Annotated in this window: 19 protein-coding genes; 12 read left to right on the top strand and 7 right to left on the bottom strand. The window is 61.8% G+C overall.

What is annotated here, in order from left to right:
• Positions 1-10 precede the first annotated feature (10 nt).
• From ACT6VE_RS04975 to ACT6VE_RS04950, 6 genes are all read right to left on the bottom strand, one after another.
• Complete coding sequence (locus ACT6VE_RS04975; RefSeq protein ID WP_444797521.1) at positions 11-1,105, bottom strand: ABC transporter permease; 1,095 nt, start codon at positions 1,103-1,105, stop codon at positions 11-13.
• Positions 1,106-1,179: 74 nt separating this feature from the next.
• Complete coding sequence (locus ACT6VE_RS04970; protein WP_444797520.1) at positions 1,180-2,157, bottom strand: BMP family protein; 978 nt, start codon at positions 2,155-2,157, stop codon at positions 1,180-1,182.
• A 39-nt stretch (positions 2,158-2,196) separates the two neighbouring features.
• The gene (locus ACT6VE_RS04965) at positions 2,197-3,189 is read right to left on the bottom strand and encodes a BMP family protein (RefSeq protein ID WP_444797519.1); all 993 of its coding nucleotides are present in this window, start codon (positions 3,187-3,189) and stop codon (positions 2,197-2,199) included.
• Positions 3,190-3,239: 50 nt separating this feature from the next.
• A complete protein-coding gene (locus tag ACT6VE_RS04960) occupies positions 3,240-4,535 on the bottom strand; it encodes an amidohydrolase family protein (RefSeq protein WP_444797518.1) in 1,296 nt (431 codons plus the stop codon).
• Positions 4,536-4,755: 220 nt separating this feature from the next.
• The gene (locus ACT6VE_RS04955; RefSeq protein WP_444797517.1) at positions 4,756-5,556 is read right to left on the bottom strand and encodes an aldolase; all 801 of its coding nucleotides are present in this window, start codon (positions 5,554-5,556) and stop codon (positions 4,756-4,758) included.
• Between the two features lie 226 nt (positions 5,557-5,782).
• The gene (locus ACT6VE_RS04950) at positions 5,783-6,679 is read right to left on the bottom strand and encodes a LysR family transcriptional regulator (RefSeq protein ID WP_444797516.1); all 897 of its coding nucleotides are present in this window, start codon (positions 6,677-6,679) and stop codon (positions 5,783-5,785) included.
• Between the two features lie 162 nt (positions 6,680-6,841).
• Between ACT6VE_RS04950 and ACT6VE_RS04945 the strand changes: the two genes are divergently transcribed.
• The 10 genes from ACT6VE_RS04945 (at position 6,842) to ACT6VE_RS04900 (ending at position 18,312) form a co-directional block, all read left to right on the top strand.
• A complete protein-coding gene (locus ACT6VE_RS04945; protein ID WP_444797515.1) occupies positions 6,842-8,233 on the top strand; it encodes a nucleobase:cation symporter-2 family protein in 1,392 nt (463 codons plus the stop codon).
• A 60-nt stretch (positions 8,234-8,293) separates the two neighbouring features.
• Positions 8,294-9,157: an FAD binding domain-containing protein gene (locus ACT6VE_RS04940; RefSeq protein WP_444797514.1), complete on the top strand. Its 864-nt coding sequence runs from the start codon at positions 8,294-8,296 to the stop codon at positions 9,155-9,157.
• On the top strand, positions 9,154-9,636 hold the full coding sequence (locus ACT6VE_RS04935; RefSeq protein ID WP_444797513.1) for a (2Fe-2S)-binding protein: 483 nt from the start codon (positions 9,154-9,156) through the stop codon (positions 9,634-9,636). The genes ACT6VE_RS04940 and ACT6VE_RS04935 overlap by 4 nt, the downstream gene beginning before the upstream one ends.
• Positions 9,633-11,939: a xanthine dehydrogenase family protein molybdopterin-binding subunit gene (locus tag ACT6VE_RS04930; protein WP_444797512.1), complete on the top strand. Its 2,307-nt coding sequence runs from the start codon at positions 9,633-9,635 to the stop codon at positions 11,937-11,939. Before ACT6VE_RS04935 ends, ACT6VE_RS04930 begins: the two co-directional genes overlap by 4 nt.
• Complete coding sequence (locus tag ACT6VE_RS04925) at positions 11,936-13,066, top strand: CobW family GTP-binding protein (RefSeq protein ID WP_444797511.1); 1,131 nt, start codon at positions 11,936-11,938, stop codon at positions 13,064-13,066. The genes ACT6VE_RS04930 and ACT6VE_RS04925 overlap by 4 nt, the downstream gene beginning before the upstream one ends.
• Positions 13,067-13,467: 401 nt before the next feature.
• Positions 13,468-14,391 (top strand): amidohydrolase family protein, encoded by a 924-nt coding sequence (locus ACT6VE_RS04920; protein WP_444797510.1) that lies wholly within the window; start codon positions 13,468-13,470, stop codon positions 14,389-14,391.
• A 17-nt stretch (positions 14,392-14,408) separates the two neighbouring features.
• Positions 14,409-15,353: an amidohydrolase family protein gene (locus ACT6VE_RS04915; protein WP_069058733.1), complete on the top strand. Its 945-nt coding sequence runs from the start codon at positions 14,409-14,411 to the stop codon at positions 15,351-15,353.
• 66 nt (positions 15,354-15,419) lie between these two features.
• Positions 15,420-16,793: a UbiD family decarboxylase gene (locus ACT6VE_RS04910; RefSeq protein WP_444797509.1), complete on the top strand. Its 1,374-nt coding sequence runs from the start codon at positions 15,420-15,422 to the stop codon at positions 16,791-16,793.
• A gap of 3 nt (positions 16,794-16,796) precedes the next feature.
• Positions 16,797-17,384, top strand: a complete 588-nt coding sequence (locus ACT6VE_RS04905; RefSeq protein WP_444797508.1) for a UbiX family flavin prenyltransferase — start codon at positions 16,797-16,799, stop codon at positions 17,382-17,384.
• A 1-nt stretch (position 17,385) separates the two neighbouring features.
• Positions 17,386-18,312, top strand: a complete 927-nt coding sequence (locus ACT6VE_RS04900) for an XdhC family protein (RefSeq protein WP_444797507.1) — start codon at positions 17,386-17,388, stop codon at positions 18,310-18,312.
• A 118-nt stretch (positions 18,313-18,430) separates the two neighbouring features.
• Here the strand turns inward: ACT6VE_RS04900 and ACT6VE_RS04895 are convergent, their stop codons facing one another.
• Positions 18,431-20,086 carry a M10 family metallopeptidase gene (locus ACT6VE_RS04895; RefSeq protein WP_444797506.1) on the bottom strand — a complete coding sequence of 552 codons (1,656 nt, stop codon included), beginning with the start codon at positions 20,084-20,086 and terminating at the stop codon, positions 18,431-18,433.
• A 110-nt stretch (positions 20,087-20,196) separates the two neighbouring features.
• Here ACT6VE_RS04895 and ACT6VE_RS04890 point away from each other — a divergent pair, with 110 nt between their 5' ends.
• Together ACT6VE_RS04890 and ACT6VE_RS04885 are read left to right on the top strand one after the other, a co-directional pair.
• On the top strand, positions 20,197-20,466 hold the full coding sequence (locus ACT6VE_RS04890) for a hypothetical protein (RefSeq protein ID WP_444797505.1): 270 nt from the start codon (positions 20,197-20,199) through the stop codon (positions 20,464-20,466).
• 242 nt (positions 20,467-20,708) lie between these two features.
• Entirely contained in the window at positions 20,709-21,968 is a 1,260-nt protein-coding gene (locus tag ACT6VE_RS04885; RefSeq protein ID WP_444797504.1) for a ferredoxin reductase family protein, read from the top strand.
• Positions 21,969-22,021 lie beyond the last annotated feature (53 nt).

Here is a 22,021-nt window from a genome sequence, read left to right as displayed (position 1 = left end):
TTCCATTCTTTCAGGCCACGATCCTGAGAATGTCTCGCAACTTGGCAAAGGCGACGACAGATAGGATGACGATTCCCTGGATGACCAGCACGAGGACCTGGGGCACCTGCGAGGAAATCTGGAGGACTTCGGAGCCGGAGCGGAGCGTCGCAAACAGCCCGCCCGAGAGGATTGCCGCCAGCGGATTGTTGCTGGCAAGCAGCGCCACGGCGATACCCTCGAAGCCGTAACCGGGCGAAATATTCTGGTAGAGACGGTGCGTGACACCGGCTACCTCGAAGGCGCCTGCAAGGCCTGCCATCGCGCCGCTGATACAGATGGCGATCATGATGTTGCGCCCGACATTCATGCCGGCATAGCGTGCCGCGTGTGGATTGAGGCCGACGACGCGCAGCCCAAATCCCCGGCTGCTTCTTTGCAGGAAGATGTAGAGCGCGACCGCCAGCACCACGGCGACGAGAATGCCGATATGGAGCCGCATGTCCGAGACGATGCGCGGCGTCCAGGCCTCGCGTACGAGGCGGGCGGACTGCGGGTAGGCGGCGCTTGCATCCTTCATCGGTCCGGTGACGAGATAGCTCGTCAGGATGATGGCAATGTAGTTGAGCATGATCGTCGTGACGATCTCGCTCGCCTGGAAGCGCACCTTGAGATAGCCGGCAATGCCGGCCCAGGCGGCACCCGCGATAGCGCCCGCCAGCATGACGAGCGGCGCATGCACCCAGACCGAAAGGCCAGTGACGCTAGTGCCGACCAGCGTCGCGGCAATCGCCCCGACATAGAGCTGGCCCTCTGCGCCGATGTTCCAGATGCTGCATCGGAAGGCGACGCAGAGCCCCGCGCCGATAAGGATGAGCGGGGTTGCCTTCAGGAGAATTTCACCGACCGAGCGCATGTCCTGGAACGACCCGAAAATCATGACCGTGACGACGTCGCTTCCATTGAAGCCGTTGAGCCAGAGCAGGACGGCGCCGCAGGCAAGGGCGACGAGGACGGCGGCGAGGGGTGTCACGAGGCTGATCGCGGCTTGCGAGAGCGTGCGGTAGAGGGCGTTGGCGGTCTGAGGATACACGTTCTCACGCACTCCCTGGTTTATCTGTTCCATGGATTGGTCCGGATGTTGGTGTGGCGCGCAAGGATGCGCTGCGGCCGGATGGTCGGCCGCAGCGCGGGGTCCGGTTACTCGCCGGTCTTGATCTCGCCAGCCACGATCTTGTCGCTGATCGCCTTCACCTCGGCGCGGATGTCTGCCGGCACGGAGACCGGGCCGTCATCGCGGAAGGTGAAGGACATGACCTTCGGGTCCTTGAGGCCGAAGATGACGTTTTCCGTCGGCGGGCTGCCGTCCTTGATCGAGCGCACCACTTCCACCACGCCCTGTGCATAGTCGGCGACGTAGAGGCCGAGAATGTTGTTGGGCGCGACCGGCGTGAAGTCGCTGAAGATCGAGAAGGAGCGTACGTCCGGACCGGATTCGGAGATCGCCTGGTAACCGCCGACCGTGGCGCCAGAGGCGTTCGGCACAACGAAGTCGGCACCCTGAGCGATCATGCTCAGCGCCGCTTCCTTGGCGGCCGTCGTATCGGTGAAGTTGCCGATATAGGCTTCGCTGATCGGGAAGTCCGGGTTGATGCTCTTGGCGCCGTTCTTGAAGCCGGCGAAAGCCTGCTGGATCGGCGGGATTTCCATGCCGCCGACGAGGCCGGCCTTGCGGCCCATCTTCGCGGCGATGACGCCCATCAGGTAGAACGGCTGGCTGGTATCGGTGTTGAGACCGATGACATTGCCTTCATGGATGCTGCTCGACGAGATCAGGAAGTAGGTGTCCGGATAGTCGAGGGCGACTTCAAGTGCTGCGTCCTGGAATTCGAAGCCGTGACCGAGGATGACCTTGTAGCCCTGGCTGGCATAGTCGCGAAAAGCTTTTTCGAACGAAGCCGGGTTCTGTTGCAGCTCGACATAGCTGATCTTGGCGCCGAGCTGGTCCTCCACGCCCTTCAGCGCGTTGTAGCCGATCCGGTTCCACCCCTCTTCCGAAACGCTGCCGGGCACGAGAAGGCCCATTTTCAAGTCTTCGGCATACGCCATTGCCGGAATGGAAAAGGCGATGGACAATGCGGCCACGCCTTCCAGGAATGTTCTTCTTGAAAGTTTCATTGATCTTCCTCCCATTTGATAAGTTCCCATAAACCGCGCTTATTTCGCGCGTGTCTGGATCTCGCCCGCAACGATCTTCGCGCTCACCTCCTCCAGGTGTTTGCGCAGGTCCTGCGGTATCGATCTGGCGGCTTCGTCGTTGAAGGTGAACTTGATGACGTCCTTGTCCTTCAGGCCGAAGTCGACATTGCTTTGCGGCACGGTGCCGTCCCGAATGCCCGAGACGATGCGCACGATGCCTTGACCGTAATCGGCGATGAACGTGCCGAGGATGTTCTTGGGGGCGACCTCCGTGTAGTCGCTGTAGACGCTGAATGTGCCGGATTGCGTGCCCGATTCCTGCGCGGCCTGGATGACGCCCAGTCCCGCAGCGTTCGCATTGGGAACGACGAAGTCGGCGCCCTGCGACATCATGCTGACGGCGGCTTCCTTGGCAGCGCCGGCATCGGTGAAGCTGTTGATGAAGACCGTGGAGACGGGAAAGTCAGGGTTCACACTCTCGGCACCCTTCCGGAACCCCTCGAAGGCATGCGAGATCGGCGGGATCTCCATGCCGCCGATGAGGCCGGCACCCTTGCCCATCGTCGCGGCGATCACGCCCATGAGATAGAATGGCTGGCTGGCATCGGTGTTGAGGCCGATGACCTTGCCTTCATGGACGCTGCTCGACGAGATGAGGAAAACGGTATCGGGAAATTCTTCCGCCGTCGTGAGGGCGGCGTCCTGGAACTGGAAGCCGTGTCCCAGGACGACCTGGTAGCCCTGGCTGGCATAGTCGCGGAACGCCTTTTCGAAGGCGGCCGGGTTTTCGGCCAGCTCGACATAGCTGATCTTGGCGCCAAGCTCTTTCTCGACCCGCTTCAGCGCGTCATAGGCGATCCGGTTCCAGCCTTCCTCCGCGACGCTGCCGGGCACAAGCAGGCCCATCTTGAAGTCGCCGGCATAGGCTGGCTCCTGCCAGATCATGCCGGCGAGGGCCAATGCGAAGGTGGATGCGAGCAGCGAACGACGTGAAACTGAAGTTTTCTTCATTTTGTTCCTCCCATTAGATTGCTTATCAATCCCCCCGGAGTGGTCGTTCCCTATGCGTCCTCCTGAGAGCGGATATTTTCTGTGGCGCTGCGCGAGACCAGCCGCCCCTTCGAGAAAACGAAGGCACGATCCGGCCCACCGGCAACCAATGTGTCTGTGTCGATGCAGTCAGTGACGATGAAGTCGGCGCGGGCACCGGCCTTGAAGCCATAGTCCTTGCCGAGACCCATCAGGCGGGCAGGGGCGCTGGTGATCATGCGGTGGGCGGCGGCAAGCTCGTCGCCGCGCAGATGTCCGGCCAGCAATGTCCAGCGGGCGATTTCCAGCATGTCGCCGGAGCCGGTCGGCACGAATGGGTCCTGGATGTTGTCAGAGGCCGTGGCGATGGTGATGCCGGCCCGATACAGTTCGGCGACACGGGTCAGGCCGCGCGGCGGCAGCATTTCGGCGTCGCGGCCCTGCAGGTAGAGGTTCGCGGCCGGCAGCGTCACGACGCCGACATCGAGGGCGAGCATGCGCTCGGCGATGCGTTGGAAATCCGCGCGGGGCAGGGCGCTCAGCACAGAGACGTGGCTGAACACGGTGCGCCCCTGCATGCCGAAGCGCTCGACCCGTTCGAGGGCGGCGTTCAGCAGATGCACATCGGCCTTGAGATGCTCGTCGAGATGCAGGTCGACCGGTTTTCCGGCCTTTACGGCGGCGGAGAACAGCATGTCGAGGTAGCGCGGCGGATCCTCCGACACGGCAGGCGTGCCGCCCACGGCATCGGCCAGCGCCACCGCGCCGTCGATGTTCTGCGCCAGCCAGTCGAAGTCCTGGCCGGGATGTGGCGTCATGAAGGCGACGAGCTGGAGGGTGATGCGGTCTTTTTCAGCATCGCGGACACCGGCCAGCGTCTCGATGCCGCGGAAGCCGGCATCCTTGTCGACGTTGATATGGCTTCGGATGGCCGTTGTGCCACGCGACAGACATCGCTCGACCGTACGCGTGGCGCGCTTGAGGATGTCATCCGGGCCGGATGTGCGGGCATATTTCGCGAAGGCTTCGCGGGCGCCTTGCAACGTGCCGGAGGGGTTGGGCGCGAAACGCAGCACGCCTGTCTTGTCGAGGTGCTGGTGCGCATCGAGGAAGCCGGCCGAAACCAGCATGCCGGTGATGTCCACGCAGGCGCCGCAGTTGCCGGTGTCGAGGTAGGGCTCGACGGCGACGATGCGCCCGTCCGCTCCAACGATGATATCGCTGAGCGATTGCGAACCGTCGTCATGAATAACGGTTCCGCCCGTAAGCGCAAAGGACTGGCCGGGTGCCAGATTTGCAAGCGACGCAGTTTGATTGTCACGTACCATTCGTCCCCACCTTCTTGTTATGGCGGAAAACAAAGCACGGGCGATTAATTAAAACAAATTCATTATTTCAATTGTTTAATAAACAAATCGTAATAATCGCAGGTGCTAAGGTTTCTCGCAGTCGCGATATTTTTCCTAGAAAAATTAATAAAATCAATTAATTGGAAAAACGGCCGACCGGTGCCCATGGCATGGCATGCGGCACCGGTCCCTCGGAAATTCAGTGTCGATATTGCGGTTCTTCCGCGTCGAGTTGCCGGCGTATGGCGCTGAGATGGGCGCTTGCGGAGGCGGCGTCGCCCTCGCGCATCTGTCGGTAGGCAGCTTCCGCAATCGCCGGATCGACCTGGGAAACCGTGCGCCCCGTGGACATGGCGAGCACCTGCACTTCGGCCGCCCGCTCGAGATAATAGAGATCGTCCCACGCTTCGGCGATGGTTGGTGCCAGCACGAGCACGCCGTGGTGCTTCAGGAAGATGATGTCCGCGTCACCAGCCGCCGCGGCAATGCGTGCACCCTCGCGGTGATCGAGCGCCAGGCCGTTGTAATTCTCGTCGACCGCGGTGCGACCGTAGAATTTGAGCGCCGTCTGCCCGGCCCAGATCAACGGCGGGCCGTCCGTCATGGAGAGAGCCGTGGCGTAGGGCATGTGCGTGTGGAAGGCCACCTTGGCGCGCGGCAGGCGGCGGTGGATTTCGGCGTGGATATAGAAGGCCGTCGCCTCCGGCGCGCCGTCGCCGTCGATGACGGTGCCGTTGAAATCGCAGACCAAAAGTTTTGAAGCCGTCAGTTCGCGGAAGGCATGACCGTAGGGATTGACGATGAAGAGATCGTCGTGCCCCGGCACGACCGCCGAAAAGTGATTGCAGATGCCTTCTTCGAACCCGTTGCGCGCTGCCATTCGGAAACAGGCGGCAAGGTCTTCCCTTGCGGTGCGGATGGCGTCGGTGGAAAGGTCGGGACGATTCGGCTGGGCGGGTTCATCGGAATGGGCGGCGCTGCCCTTGAGGGAGTGAGCCATGGGTGCTCCTGGTCTGGTGTGGGAGCGGCGGCTGGCCGGAGCCACCCATGGGCGCCAGCCTCCGCGCACAGCAAAAGCCGATGGCCACTGCGCCCTGCCTGCCCGTGCCTCGCGCGGTCCAGCAGCAGCACCAGATAACGCGCGAATTCTCGCGCGGTCAATCGCAGGGTGGTTGCGTCTGGCCCTCCCTTTGGACTACCGGCCATTGCGCGGTCGGCCGTTGCCGCTAATGCACCGACTTCAGCAAAAAGTCGCGAAACCGCCGCGCGGCGGGGGAAAGCGAGCGTGTCCGCTTCTGGATCAGGCTGACCTCGCGCTTGATATGCGGTTCGGTCGGCGTGCGCACGATGAGCCCCATCGAGGTCGCCAGCCGCGTGACCGCCGAGGTCATGATCGCAACGCCGAGGCCGCCCTCGACCATGCCGATGATCGTCAGCGGCAGCGCCACCTCCTGCATCGTCTTGTCGAGCGGCAGGACGATACCGTTGCGCACCAGTTCGCTTTCCAGTCGGTCGCGAATGGGGTTGCCGCGCTGCGGGCCGATCAGTTTACGGTCGATAAGGTCCGTCCAGCGAAGCTCCGGCAGCTTTACCAGCGGGTCCTCGGGGTGGAGGACCACCAGGAATTCGTCCGTGGTGAGGCGCGTGCCCATAAGCTCGGTGTCGTCATCCGGCACTGTACCGATGCCGACATCCACCGAACCGTTGGCGACCTGCTCCAGCACGGCCTTTTCCGCCACATCGTGCAGGGCGACCTCGATTTCCGGATACAGCTTGGTGAAACCGAAGACGAGCTGCGGCAGCATCAACGCGGCCTGAACCGTGCCGGCCGCGACCGAGACCTTGCCGCGCCGGAGCGCGTTCAGCTCCCGCGAGCTTTCCACCATGCCCTCGATGTCGGCGACGGCGCGCGCCGCGATCGGCAGGATGTCCATGCCCGCCTGCGTGAGACGCAACAGCCGCGTGTGCCGGTCGAAGAGGCGGAGATTTAGGTTCGTTTCCAACTGCCGCACCAGCGTGCTGACGGCCGATTGCGACGAGCCGAGCTTGTCTGCGGCCAGCGTGAACTGTCCGAGATTGGCCACGGTGACAAAGGCCCGAAGTTGCTTAAGCGTGATATCCATGGCGACCAATTCATTCAATTGTTGGATGAATAAATATAATTATGCCGATTGTTTACTGATTTGGCCAGAAGCATGATCCATCTCGTACGGCGTGCGGTGACAAAACCACGAGGCCAAGAAGCCCGCACCGCGCCGGAACACTGTTCGCTGGGAGGAAAGCGAATGACCAAATCTGTAACGACGGATCCCGTCGAAAAAATGTATCCGGTCCCGAGCCTCGTGGCTCTGGGCCTGCAACACGTTCTTGTCATGTATGCCGGCGCGGTCGCCGTGCCACTTATTATCGGCAGCGCGCTTCACCTACCAAAAGAACAGATCGCCATGCTCGTCAGCGCGGACCTGTTCTGTTGTGGCATCGTGACCATCATCCAAGCGCTCGGTGTCGGCAATGTCGGCATTCGCCTGCCGATCATGATGGGGATCGCCTTTACCGCCGTTCCCTCGATTATCGCAACCGGCACCAACCCGGAACTCGGAATGCCCGGCGTCATCGGCGCGGTCATAGGGTCCGGCATTTTCACGCTTCTAGCAGCACCCTATTTCGGCCGATGGGTGCGGTTCTTCCCACCGATCGTCACCGGCACGGTGATGCTGATCATCGGCCTCTCGCTGATGCGTGTCGGCGTGAACTGGGCGGCTGGCGGGCAACCGATGATCCGGGGACCGGAGGGCATGATTCCCAACCCGGCCTATGGTGCGCCGTTCGCGCTCGCCGTGGCCTCGATCGTGCTCGTTTCGATCCTGCTTTTGACGCGATTCCTGAAGGGCTTCCTGGCCAATCTCGCCGTGTTGCTCGGTATCTGCATCGGTTTTGCCATCGCGGTTGCTGCCGGTAAAGTCAGCTTCAGCGGCGTGGGAGATGCCGATTGGGTGCAGATCATACGGCCGCTTGCCTTCGGTTGGCCGATCTTCGAGTTCTGGTCGATCTTCTCGCTCTGTGCCGTCATGACGGTGATGATGGTCGAGTCGACCGGGCAGATCCTTGCGGTCGGCGACATGGCGGGCCGCAAGATTTCCCAGAATGATCTGGCACGCGGTCTCAGGACCGATGGCGTCGGCAACATCCTCGGCGGCATCCTCAACACCTTCACCTACACGACCTATGCACAGAATGTCGGTCTCCTGCAGATCACCGGCGTCATGAGCCGCTGGGTGGTGGCAACGGGCGGCGTCATCCTGATCCTGCTTGGTTTGCTGCCGAAGGTTGCCTTCATCAGCGCATCCATCCCGAGCTACGTGGTGGGTGGTGCAGCGATCGTGATGTTCGGCATGGTCTCGGCCACCGGCGTCAAAATCCTCGCCAAGGTGGATTTCACCAACAACCGGCGCAATCTCTACATCGTCGCCGTCAGCGTCGGCCTCGCCATGGTGCCGGTCGTCGCGGACAAGATCTTCGACCAACTGCCGCAGGCAATGGAAAAATTCCTGCACAGCGGCGTGCTCGTCGGCACCTTTGCCGCAGCGCTTCTCAACATCCTCTTTAACGGCATTCCCGCGAAAGAGACCGAGGAGACCGAGCTCAAGACCGGTGCTCCGGCGGCCGACCCGGCCTGAAGAACACCAAAATAGTCCGGCGGCGCGCAGCCGCCGGAGCCCCGAACCAAGGGAAATCCCATGAGACGCTTTGAATACCATCGGGCGGAAACGCTGGAGCATGCCTCGCGCCTTCTTGTCGAGCTTGGCGATGACAGCTTCCTGTTTGCCGGCGGAACGGACCTTCTGGTCGAGATCAGGGAGCGTCTGCGCCGCGTGCGCAACGTCGTCGATATCAAGCCGATCCCTGGCCTTTCCGATATTACCTATGACGAAACGCGCGGCCTGACGTTTGGCGCACTGGTGACTGTGGGACGGCTCGAGCGCCTGCCGCTGGTGTGCCAGCGCTACCCGAACCTGCGCGCAGCCTTCGCTTCGCTCGGCTCCATCCAGGTGCGCAACCGCGCCACCGTCGTCGGCAACATCTGTCGTGCATCGCCGTCGGCGGACACCATCCCGCCGCTGATCGCCGACGGTGCCTTCGTGCACATCTACAGCCGCACCAACATGCGGGTGGTCCCGCTTGCCGAATTCTTCACCGGTCCCGGCAAGAGCGTGCTCGCCAAGGGCGAGATCGTCACCGGCATCACCGTGCCGCCGGCGCAGGACAACAGCGGCAAGGCCTACCTGAAACATGGCCGCCGCAAGGCAATGGAATTGTCCACCGTCGGTGTCGCCGTCAGCCTCACGATGGAGGATGGCCTCTGCAACCACATTCGTATCGCGCTCGGCGCCGTTGGCGCGACCGTGCTGCGGGCACCCGAGGCAGAAGCCATGTTGCGCGGCACGGCGCTCGATGCGGCAACGATCAAGAACGCCGCGAACAAGGCGATGGAGGAGTGCACGCCGATCAGCAACGTGCGCGCCAGCGCCGATTACCGTCGCGACATGGTGGGCGTGCTGACTGGCCGCGCCATCAAACAGGCACTGGAGGCTTTCGCATGAAACGGATCGTCGAACTCACCATCAATGGCGAGGCGCGCGACATGGCAGTGGAGACCTGCTGCTCGCTGCTCGACGCGCTGCGCGACGATGTCGGCCTCACGGGCACCAAGAAGGGCTGCGATGTCGGCGATTGCGGCGCCTGCACCGTGCTGGTCGACGGCGAGCCTATCAATGCCTGCCTGATGCTTGCAGTGGAGGCCGAAGGCCGCTCGGTCGAGACCGTCGAAGGGCTCCAGCCCAGCGTCGACACGCTGCATCCCTTGCAGGATGCCTTCATGCGGTACGGCGCCTCGCAATGCGGCTTCTGCACGCCCGGCATCCTGATGATGGCCAAGAAGCTGCTCGCCGACAATCCGCGCCCGACCGACGAAGACATCCGCTTCGGCCTTAGCGGCAATATCTGCCGCTGCACCGGCTACACCAAGATTTTCGACGCGATCAAATCCGCCGCGCGCGAGATGGAGGCTGCAAGATCATGAACATCAACACCCCTATCGAGGAGCGCGAATTCAAGATCGTCGGCAAGAGCGTTCGCCGCGACGACGTGCTGGAAAAGGTGACGGGCGAGGCCGAGTATACCGGCGACGTCAAGCTGCCTGGCATGCTGTACGGCAAGACCAAGCGCGCGACCGTCGCCCATGCGCGTATCAAGAGCATCGATGTCAGCAAGGCGCTCGCCTATCCGGGCGTCAAGGCCGTGCTGACGCACGAAAATGTGCCGCGCGTGCTGCATTACGGTTCGCCGCATCCGCGCTCGGCCTCCTGCACCAAGGACCAGTACATCCTTGACGACAAGGTGCGATTCTGGGGCGAGGGCGTCGCCGTCGTTGCTGCCATCAGCGAGGAGATCGCCGACGAGGCGCTCGACCTGATCGACGTCGAATACGAAGCCTTGCCGGCCGTCTTCGAGCCGGAAGACGCGGCTCAGCCGGGTGCCCCGCTGATCCACGAAGTCGGGCCGGGCGGCAACCTGGTGCTCGATCCGGTACGCGTCAATCGCGGTAACGTCGAGGCCGGTTTTGCCGAAGCGGATTTCGTGCTTGAAGGCACGTTTTCCGGCGGCCGTCCGCATCCTGCCTATATGGAGCCGAATGTCTGCATCGCGGACTGGGACGGCTCGAACAAGCTGACCTTCTGGACCTCCACGCAGTCCTCCTTCATGGTGCGCGGCATCCTCGCCGAAGTGCTCGGCCTGCCGCTCACCAAGGTGCGCGTGCTCGTCGACCACATGGGCGGCGGTTTCGGCGCCAAGCAAGACTGCTTCCAGCACGAATTTTTGTGTGCGCTGCTCGCGAAAGAGACGCGTCGTCCGGTGAAGATGGAATTCACCCGCCACGAGACCTTCGTTGCCGGTCGCGCGCGCCATCCCTGCAAGATCTGGCTGAAGCAAGGCTTCAAGAACGACGGTACCCTCGTCGCCCGTGACATGAAGCTGGTCTACGATTCGGGCGCCTACGGCTCGCACGGCCCGGGCGTGACGATCGTCGGCACCACCGCCGCCACCTCGCTCTATCGCTGCGAGAACGTGCGGCTGGAGGGGCGCTGCGTCTACACCAATACGCCGATCAACGGTGCTTTCCGCGGCTATGGCGTAGTGCAGAGCTATTATGCGCTCGATATCCAGATGGACGAGGCCGCCGAACGGCTGGGCATGGACCCGGCCGAATTGAAGCTGAAGAACGTCGTGCGGGAAGGCGACATCGCGCCGTCAGGTCATCCGATCCTCGGCCACGGGCTGGAAATCTGCCTTCAGCACGGCATCGACGTGCTCGACTGGAAGAAGCTGCGCAACCGCGACCGCACGCCGGATCCCAAGCACCCGCACATCCGCACCGGCTGGGGCGTCGGCTGCGAAATGCACGGTTCCTCCGCCTATCCCGGCATCAAGGAACAGGGCAACGCCACCGTGAAGGTCAACGAGGACGGCACGGTGACGCTGCTGACTGGGGCCGCCGGCCTCGGCACCGGCGCGCACACCGCGCTGGCGCAGATCGTCGCGGAAGAACTCGGCGTGCGCTTTGAGGATGTCGGTACCATTCATGGCGATACCGACGTGGTGCCGTGGGATATCGGCGCCTTCGCCAGCCACACGACCTATCTCGTCGGCACCGCCGCCAAGATGGCCGCTACCAAGGTCCGCGCCGCCGTGCTCGAACGGGCAGCGACGAAGCTGCAAGTCTCGCCCGCCGAACTCGATCTCAGCGAAGGCACGATCTTCCTGAAATCCGACGCCGGCCGTTTCATGACCGTCGCCGAGGCAATGGGGCCGTCGCGTGGTATTCCGGCCGCAAACATCGTCGCGAACGGCACCTACGAGCCGACGAAATCCTATTCCTTCGCCGCGCATTTCACCGAGGTGCATGTCGATACGGAAACCGGCATCGTCGAGGTCAAGCGCGTCATACCGGTGCACGATATCGGCCGGGTCATCCACCCGATCGCGGCACAAGGGCAGATCGAGGGCGGCATCCAGCAGGGTATCGGCCACACGCTGACCGAGGACTACGTGATCGACAAGAAGACCGGCCGGTCGCTCAATGCCGGCCTCGTCGACTATAAGATGCCGCTGTCGATGGACATGCCGGACATCGAGACGATCATCCTCGAAGCCGCACCCGATCCGGGCGGCCCCTGGGGCGCCAAGGGCGTGGGCGAAGACCCGATCATCGCCATCGGTCCGGCCATTGCCAACGCCATCCACGACGCCATCGGCGTTCGCTTCCACCACTATCCGATTACTCCGGAAGACATCCTAAAAGCATTGAGAGAGAAGGGCGCATGAACATGCATATCGAACCTGTGAGCCAGAAACTCCCGATCACGATCCTCACCGGGTTCCTGGGATCGGGAAAGACGACGCTGCTCAACTATATTCTCACCGAACGCCACGGCCACCGCATCGCGGTGATCGAGAACGAGTTCGGCGAGGTGGATGTCGACAGCGACCTCGTGCTCGCCTCCGACGAGGAAATCTTCCAGATGCAGAACGGCTGCATCTGCTGTTTCGTCGACGTGCGCAACGACCTGATCGACGTGATGAAGAAGCTCCTGAGCCACAAGGACAAGTTCGACCACATCATCGTCGAGACCTCCGGCCTTGCGGACCCGACGCCCGTCGCTACTGCCTTCTTCGTCGACCGCAGCATCGCCGACGAGGTCGAACTGGACGCCATCGTGACGCTTGTCGATGCCATGCATATCGACCAGCACCTCTACGATCCGGTGCTCGATGGCAGTGACAACCAGGCGGTCAACCAGATCGTCGCGGCCGACCGCATTCTCGTCAACAAGATCGACCTTGCGTCCGAGGAAGCCCTCGGCTCGCTCGAAGCGTCGCTGCGCAAGCTCAACCAGACGGCACCGATCCTGCGCTCCACCTACGGTGTCGTGGACCTCTCCAACATCCTCGGCGTCAAAGGATTCCGGCCGTCCTACGTGCGCGAGCGGGCGGAAATCCTGAACATCGACATGGATGACGATCACGGTGCGCATCACCATGGCCATGAATGCCACGAGACGGCCTGTGACCACCCGGACCATGACCATGAGCACCATCATGACCATGATCATGGCCACGCGCCGGCCTCGGCCCTGCGCCCGCATAGCCACGACGCGACGGTGAAATCCCACTCTTTCGTCTATCCGCAATCCTTCGACGGCGAGAAGCTCACGACCTTCCTGAAGGACTATCTCGGCGAGCGCGGCGACGACATCTTCCGCACCAAGGGGATTGTCTCTGTCGCCAATGACGAGCGATTCTTCGTGCTCCAGGCGGTGCACAAGCTGGTCGATTTCCGCCCGGACCATTCATGGGGCGAGGACACGCGGAAGTCGAAATTCGTCTTCATCGGCCGCAATCTCGACCGTGACGGCATAGACCGGAACTTGCGCGCATGCCTGGCGGCCTAGCGGGGCTTCTCCCCTCGTAGATCGCTTGCTCAAGTCCCTGTCTGAACCGCCCGCGCACCCTCCAGCGCGCGGGCGGACTTTGGCGTTTTCATGAAAAAGCTTTTAAAAATAATAGCTTAGATTGATTTTTTTATTGACATAAAGCCTGCCTCGTGGTTTTTTCGACTTCGAGTAGAAGCGCCGACAATTGCTCACCGTCTGTTGGAAGATGAGGCCGCGATGTCGATGCTCACTGTAAAAGGAACACCTGTTGGTTGTGGCCGCCCTGCGGCGCCTGCACCAGCTTTCCTTTCCTGTCATCGGCATTTCCTGAGATCGCGCATCCATGTCGGCTTTTCGCCGGCCTGGCGTTTATCGCGCGGCCCCGCATCGACCGGACCCTCTACGACAGGAGAACAAGAATGATCATTGACCTAAGCTGCTACCCCACCGATCTGGTGGACCTGGCTTGGCGCCACGACGGACCGCCGTTCACCGGCGACAAGCTTTTGAAGATGATGGACGGCCCGTACTACGTGAACGGCAAGCCGCGCCGCGTCGACAAGGCCTTCATCCAGCCTCCGCAGGGCAACACCATCTACACCCACGAAATCATGGACCTGGAAGGCAAAGCCGCCATCCGCCAGTACATGGCCTATACGGAAAAGATGGTGACAGAGCATCCCGACCGTTTCCTCGGCTGCTTCGTCTACAACCCGCGCTACGGCACGCAGAACGGCGCCGAAGAAATCGAACGCTACGCCAAGGAATTCGATTTCAAGATGGTGCAGCTGCAGGCGAACATGCACGCCTACCGCCCTGACCGCGCGCTCGACTGGCTGCGTCCGGCCCTGAAGAAGTGCGCCGAGCTCGGCCTGATGGTGAAGGTACATACCGGTGACGGTCCGTACTCGATCCCGACGGAATTCTACCCGATCATCCGCGAGTTCCCGGAAGTGAACTTCATCCTCGCGCATTTCGGCGTGCAGACCGGCGGCGTCTACGTGTTCGAGCCGATGCAGATGGCGCTCGATACGCCGAATGTCTACTGCGAATCCGGCTGGTGCCTGCAGTCGCGCATCGTGGAATTCGCCAAGGTTCTGCCCAAGCACAAGATCCTCTTCGGCTCCGATACGCCGCCGAACGAGCCGGGCATGTGGATCAACCTTCTGGAAGTCCTTTGCCACGAGCCGCCGCAGGGCCTCAACCTCGATGAGGATACGCTGGAGGATTACCTGGGCAACAACACCGCCCGCATGATCGGTCTCGAGCCGACCAAGCCGCCGGCAAGCGTCGAAGAAGCCGAGGCGTATCTGCGCCAGCACGGCATCTCGCTCGCCGCGTAAACTGAACGGAGTGAACAATGATTATCGATACCCATCTTCACCCGACGAACCTCGTGGACGAGGCATGGCGTCATACGGGTTCGCCCTTCACCGGCGAGCGCATGCTCAAGCTGATGGACGGCCCCTACATGATCAACGGCAAGCCGCGCCGGATCGACATGGGCTTCATCCAGCCGCCGCCGGGTAACACCGGCTACCGCGACGGCAACCGCAAGGGCCGCGAGGGCATTCGCGACTACATGGCCTATTGCGCCGAGCTGTGCCAGACCTATCCGGACCGCTTCATCGGCAACTTCAACTACAACCCGCGCTGGGGCCCTGAAAACGGCGCGGCGGAGCTGGAATTCCACGTCAAGGAATACGGCTTCAAGATGCTGAAGCTGCACGCCAACATGCACGGCTACCGCCCCGACCGTGCACTCGACTGGCTGCGCCCGGCGATGAAGAAGTGCGCCGAACTCGGCGTGGTCGTTTTGATCCACACCGGCGACGGTCCGTACACCATCCCGACGATGTTCTACCCGATCATCCGCGAATTCCCGATGGTCAACTTCATCATCGGCCATTTCGGCATCCAGACGGGCGGCAACTACTCGTTCGAATCCTTCTGGATGGCGATGGATACGCCGAACGTCTACTGCGAATCCGGCTGGTGCTTCCAGTCGCGCATCGTGGAGTTCGCCCAGCAGCTGCCGAAGAACAAGATCGTCTTCGGCACGGACAGCCCGCCGAACGATCCGGGCATGTGGCTGCGCGAACTGGAAGTGCTCTGCAAGGATCCGCCGCACGGCATCAACCTCTCCGAGGACGATCTGGAAGGCTATCTCGGCAACAACATCGCCAAGCTCGTCGGCATCGACCCGTCGCCGCCGCCGCGCGACGTGAAAGACGCCCAGGCTCGCCTGACGGATTCCTACGCCGGCGTTGACCGCGCCACCGGCAGGCATCTGGAATTCGCCTGACCTAAACAAAGCAAAGGCGGCGCCCTCGGGGGCGCCGCTATCCACCCGCAGCATCGAGGCCGAGACATGACCCAGTACCACAAGCAAGACGTCCGCCGTTTTCTGGCCGACTACCAGGCGGAACACCCCGAGGACGTCGTCACCATCGACCGGCCGGTCTCGGACGATCAGGACGCCACGGCGCTGATCTGGAACCTTGCGGAGAAGGGCCAGCATCCGATGCTGCATCTCAAGGATGTCAGCGGCATCGACAGTCCGGTGATCTGCAACATCTTTGCCTCGCGCGACCGCATCGCCCGTCTTTTGGGCTCGACGGCGGAAAACCTGCATGAGGCCTATCAGGCCCGCTCCAACCGGCCATTCACGCCGGAGATTCTGGAAAGCGGCCCGATCACCGAGGAAATCATCTCCGGCGACGCCGTCGATCTTCACGCGCTGCCGATGCTGAAGCACTTCGATACCGACCGAGCGAAGTACATCACCAGCGGCATCATCATCGGCGAGCACCCCGAAACCGGAGCCGGCAATCTCAGCTACCACCGCGCGATGATCCATTCGAAGAATTCGCTCGCCACCTCGCTGCATTCGCGCGGCCATCTCTGGCGCCTGATGAACATGGCGAAGGAGAAGGGCGAGCCGATGCCGGTCGCCATGGTGATCGGCGGCCATCCGCTGTTCATGATCGCTGCCTCCGCCCGCCTAGCCTTCGGCGAGGACGAGCGCGATGTCGCGGGCGGGCTGATGGGCGAGCCCTTGCAGGTCGTGCGCACGCCAAAATATGGCATTCGCGTTCCGGCCCATGCCGAGATCGTGCTCGAGGGCGTGCTGGATCCCGAGGCCCATGTGGAGGAGGGGCCGTTTGGCGAGTTCACCGGCTATTCCTCCGACCGCTCGACCAACAACCTCTTCACAGTCGAGACGATCATGCGGCGGCGTGATGCCATCCTCGTCTCCGTGGCGGGCGGCAATTCGGCCGAACACCTGAACCTCGGCCGCGTGCCGCGCGAAGCGGAGGTCGTGGAGAAGCTGAAGGCGCGCTTCCCCTCCATCACCGCCGTGCACTACCCGTCCTCCGGCACCCATTTCCACGCCTACATCGCGATGAACCAGACGCGCGAAGGCGAGGCCCGTCAGATCATGCTCGGCCTGCTCGGCTGGGACCAGTATCTGAAGACCGTCGTCGTGGTGGATGCCGACGTGGACATTACCCGCGACAGCGAGGTGCTCTGGGCGCTCGCCACCCATTTCCAGCCGCACAAGGATGTCGTCATCATCGAGGGCCTGCCGGGCAATGCGCTCGACCCGTCGGCAAGCGGTATCGGCACGACCTCTCGCATGGGCCTCGATGCGACGCGCGGGCCGAATTTCCATGGCGTGCGCGCCCGCATCAGCGGCGAGGCTTCGGCCCGCGCTGTAGCCCTTCTCAAAAGCGTGGGATAGGTCATGACGACGCGGCCAAGACGCATGATTGTTGGCATTTCAGGCGCTTCCGGCGTGGTCTACGGCAAGCGCATCCTCGAAGTGCTGCGCGACCTGGAGATCGAGACGCATCTCATCATGTCTCGCGCCGCCTGCATCACGCTCGCGGCCGAGGCGGATTTTACCAAGCAGGACCTCGAAGCGCTGGCGACGACCACCCATTCCAACAAGGATATCGGCGCGGTCTGCTCCTCCGGCTCCTACAAGACGCTCGGCATGATCGTTGCCCCCTGTTCGGTGAAGACCATGGCGGAAATCGCGACCGGCACGACCGACAACCTGCTGTCGCGCGCCGCCGACGTGGTGCTGAAGGAGCGTCGCCGCCTCGTGCTGATGTTGCGCGAAACGCCGCTCCATCTCGGCCACATCCGCAACATGGCGCAGGTGACGGAAATGGGCGGCATCATCTACCCGCCCGTGCCGGCCTTCTACGCCAAGCCGCAAAGCCTCGCCGACATGGTCGACCACACCGTCGGGCGCGTGCTTGACCTCTTCGACCTGGACCCCGGCATCGTGCGCCGCTGGCAGGGTACGCAAGGCGGGGTGGAGTGACATGGCCGCCCGCATCGCCCCCGAACCGGAAACGCTGGAGCCTCGCACCGCCTTCCTCTCGGACGATGCGATCGAGATCCTTGCCTTCGCCGCGCAATCCATGGCGGAGGGCCATGCTGCGGCCCTCGTCACTCTCGTCGAAATCCGCGGCGGCGCGGCCCGCGCCATCGGCGCGCAGATGGCGGTGCGCGCCGATGGCCTCTATTGCGGCTTCGTCTCTGGCGGTTGCACGGAGGCCGCCGTCGCCGCCGAAGCCGTGATCGCCCTTCAAAAAGGCTTGGACCGCAACCTTCGCCTCGGCGAAGGCTCCCCCTTCTTCGATATCGTCCTGCCCTGCGGGGGTGGCATCACGCTCGCCATTCACGTCCTGCGCGATACCGCCGTGCTGCACCGGGCGCTGACGGCCCTGCAGCACCGTACTCCCGTGTGCCTGCGCTATCATCCCGGCGCCCAGGCGCTTGCCCTGGAGGTGGGTGAGGGGAAAACCGGTTGGGACGAAGATGCTTTTGTCCGCGCCTATCGACCGAAGGAAAGGCTTGTGCTTGGCGGCACCGGAATGGAAACCAGCGCTGTGGCGCAGGTTGCGTCCGCGTCCGGCTACGAGGTCTTGCTGCTCGAGCGGGGTCAGGTGCCTGCAGACGATCAGTTGGACCGTGACACTGCCGTCGCGCTGCTGTTCCATGACGTCGACCGAGAACTGCAATTGCTTGAACGCGCCCTGGCATCGAGGGCCTTCTACATCGGTGCGCTTGGAAGCCGCCGCACGCACGGGACGCGCTGTGCAGCCTTATTGCAGCGTGGTTACAGTGACGTCGACCTCGCCAGGATCAAGGCCCCGATCGGAATCTTTGACAAGGCAAGGGATGCACGCACGCTGGCGCTCTCGATCGTTGCCGATATCGCACAGGCGCGGTTGCGCGACTGTTGAAAAAACCAGCGTCCAGCCGAACCGGTTTGAACGTGCCCCGCAAGAAAATCATCTACCTGTGCATATAAAAGGCCCGGCAATGCCGGGCCTTTCTCGTTTCGACTCGATTCTTTCTCGCTCAGAGAAGGAAATCGCTCGCGTTGAGATCGCTCAACTTGAAATCGTGGAGTGTGATGATGTCCGTGCTGGCGAGTTTGATTTGCACGTCAGCGCCGACCTGAGTGGATTTGCTCAGGACCGAGCTGATCGATGAGAAGTTGTACGACCGCAAATCGATATCATCGACGTTGTTCTGGAAGTCGGTGATCTTGTCCTTGCCGAAGCCCTTGGCGAAAGAGAAATCATCAGCGCCGCTGCCGCCGGTCAGCGTATCGTTGCCCCTGCCGCCGGTAAGCTTGTTGCCGCCGTGATTGCCGATCAACCTGTCATTGAAGGCGCTGCCCAACAGGTTTGCGATGGACGAATAGGTATCCCCTTCGGCATCCCCGGTATTGACCGACGGATTCGCCAGGCTGGCTCGCACGGCTCCTTTCGCATCGGCGTACGAGGCCGTGTCCGTTCCGCTGCCGCCGATCAACCTGTCAGCGCCTGCGCCACCGGTCAGCTTGTCGTTACCAGTGCCGCCGGAGAGGATGTCGCGGCCCGCTCCGCCATAGAACTTGTCGTCGCCGTCGAAGCCATAAAGGATATCGTTGCCGCCGTTGCCATAGAGGGTGTTGGCTGCCTGATTGCCGCGAATCTCGTCGTTGCCGCTGCCGCCCTTCGCATTTTCGATAAGGGACCGAAGGTCACCCTCGAACAGAAGCGCGTTGAAGAGGTTGCCGCGGGCAAAGCCATCGTTCGGCCCGCCGCCGAGAAACGCGAGCTGGCCCGCGTCGAAGACCGAATGTTTTCCAGGGCGGAGATCGACGCTGACACTGTCCTTGTAGGCGCTGAGATCGTAGGTGTCGTTACCACCACCGTCCCAGATCGTCGCGAATATGCGATTGTCGCCAGGCGCAATGGCAACCTGTCCGTTGACGAACGTCTTGCCGCTGTCCGGCGTCCATTTGTAGACGGTTGCGCCGGAATTTGTAGAGTAATCCGCCCCATACATATGCTGCAGGGCAGCGATATCGGCCATCATGAAGGTTTGCGGAGCGCCAAACTGCTCATAGTCATAGCCGTCTCCAAAATCACCGATAAATGACCTGTAGCTCATCACCGTGAATTCGACGCTGTTCGTCTCGTCCGGCATTGCGCCGTAGACCAGGTTCTCCTGTGCGTGCTTGAGGCCGAGCGCATGCCCCAGTTCGTGGATCAGCGTGTGCCAGGCATAGTTGCCCGCAACAGGCTTGCGCAGGTCGAAGATCGTGCCCGCATCAGCGGTGCCGAACCAGATGTCGCCATCGTCTGCAGTATCGAAGGTGAGCAGGTTGCCAGGAAAGTCGGCAACCTCAGCGGTACCTGGGGTGAGGGACTCAGCAAAACGAAGTGTTGCGTCGGATGAACTTCCCGCGGTGAAGTTCAGATTGGTGAAACCCTCAACGGAGAACCCATCGTTTGCCGACCCGCCAAAAGATTTCTCCATCGCGAAAAGGGCGTTGTTCTTCTGCGCAGCGGTAATTGTATTGAAGCCGTTATCGGCGAAGCCAAAATAGCTGTAATCCGATGCCAATGTGGGAAAGGCATAAGTTACGGTCGACCCGCTCCAAGCGGTTCCGACAAGAACTGAATCGACAAAGATTGACCCAGTTGCATCAACTGTTTTTGAACCCGTTGCAGAACCCGACATGTTTCCCTCCAAACCCGATATGACGCTTCCAATTGAGAATCGGCTTCCCAAAATAGCCCTAGTGTCGATACACCATTACAACGACCAAATTGAAGACGTGTAGGATCGGTATGCTATTCGGGATTTTTTTGGCACTATCGCTTTCCAATATGAATCTCGCTGGCCAAACTGGATCGAGCGAGATCGTTTCATCGCGACCAGACAAAGTCATTGAGGCCGTCATGGAAAAACCGGGCGATCCTGAGAAAGCAATCGAGGCCGAATACCAAGCCCTGAAAAGTCGGGGCACGCGGAAAGCTCTGGAGCTTTTCATCAGGCGCCATGCTGATCATCCCCTTGCCGAACAGGCGCGGGAAGATATTCGCCGCCTCGGAAAATGAGTGATTGAACCGGCTGGAGCCGCGGTAGGGGACTGATAGCGGTCGTTTCTATCTACCTATTTCCGTTGCAATATTAGGTCCTGATACAACCTGACTTACCCCTGTTTTCCCCATACGGCAGATACACCCGAATAAAGCCGCAGGCCCGTCCGTCGATTAGAGGATTGCGGTTGACGAATGTCATGGGCCTTGCCAGCATGCCCCTGGAATTGCGACCAACCAGCTGAATGTGGGGGCATACGTTGACTGCGGGTTCCATCATCGCGACACTTCTGATCGTCTTCGCCGGCCTTCTGGCCGTGCCGGCCGTCAGCCATACCAATGCGGGAACCACGTTTTCGCTGATGGCTTCTTCCATGGCCTTCGTCGCGATGGGGATTGCCCAGTTCATGGCGACGCGCCCGCCCTTCATCGAAAGGCTGTTTGGCGGGCTCGACCGCATCTACCATTTCCATCGCAAGATCGGCATCGCGGTGCTCTGTCTTATCCTGGTGCATTACTTCCTCACGCCAGATTTCCAGGGGCAGGCGGTAACGCAGGGGCTGAACATCCTGGCGGCTACCGCCGGTGAATGGGCCTTCTACGCCTTTGTCATCCTTTTGGTTTTGAGCCTCGTGAAGGTGATCCCGAAGACGCGCTTCCAGATTCCCTACCAGTACTGGCGCATCACGCACCGCTTCATCGGGCTGCTTTTCGTGCTCGTCGCCTTCCACCAGATGTTCATCAAGCGGCCCTATGACAGCACGGCCTTTCTGGCGACCTATCTCAACCTCTTCGCTCTCATCGGCATCGTCAGTTATGCATATACGCAGCTCCTGCCATGGCTTCGCACGCGCCGATACGAGGTTGTGAATGTCGAGCGCCATGACGGGGCGACAATCATTTCGGCAAGGCCGATCAACGGCAAGCTTCGCGCGAAGCCTGGTCAGTTCGGTTTCTTCCGCGTCAACAAGCCGGGCCTTCGCGAGCCGCATCCCTTCACGATCGCCGGAATCGAGGACGATGGTTCGGTCCGCTTCGCCATCAAGCCGCTCGGCGACTACACCAAGGCGTTGCGCGAGACGGTTGCGGTTGGCGATGCGCTGACGCTCGAGGGCGGCTACGGGCATTTCAACCATAAGCGCGGTGGCAAGAAGCAGATCTGGCTTGCCGGCGGCATCGGCGTCACGCCGTTTCTCGCCATGGCGAGCCGGCTGAAGGGGGACGAGGGGCAGGATATCCACATGGTCTACTGCGTGCGCGACGGAGCCGAGGCGATCGGCCTCGAGACGTTCCGGGCGCAGGCCGAAAAACTCGAGAATTTCAACTTCGTTCTGCACAATTCGGCGACCGACGGGCGCTTCGATGCAACGAAGCTCGTGTCGGGCACGACGATAAACCCGGCCGAGGCCGATTTGTGGTTCTGCGGCCCGCCGCCCTTGCGGCTGGCCATCGAAAAGGGATTGAAGGAACTCGGCAAGGCACCGCGCCGCGTCGAGTTCGAGCGTTTCGAGTTTCGATAGGACAGTTCCCGAAGAAACTGCGCAGCGGTTTCGCATCCGGAATTGTGTGAGAG

The organism is Shinella sp., from assembly GCF_052438155.1.
Lineage (GTDB): Bacteria > Pseudomonadota > Alphaproteobacteria > Rhizobiales > Rhizobiaceae > Shinella.
Note: the sequence above shows the minus strand (reverse complement) of the source record. Positions and strands in the feature narration are given on the sequence as shown.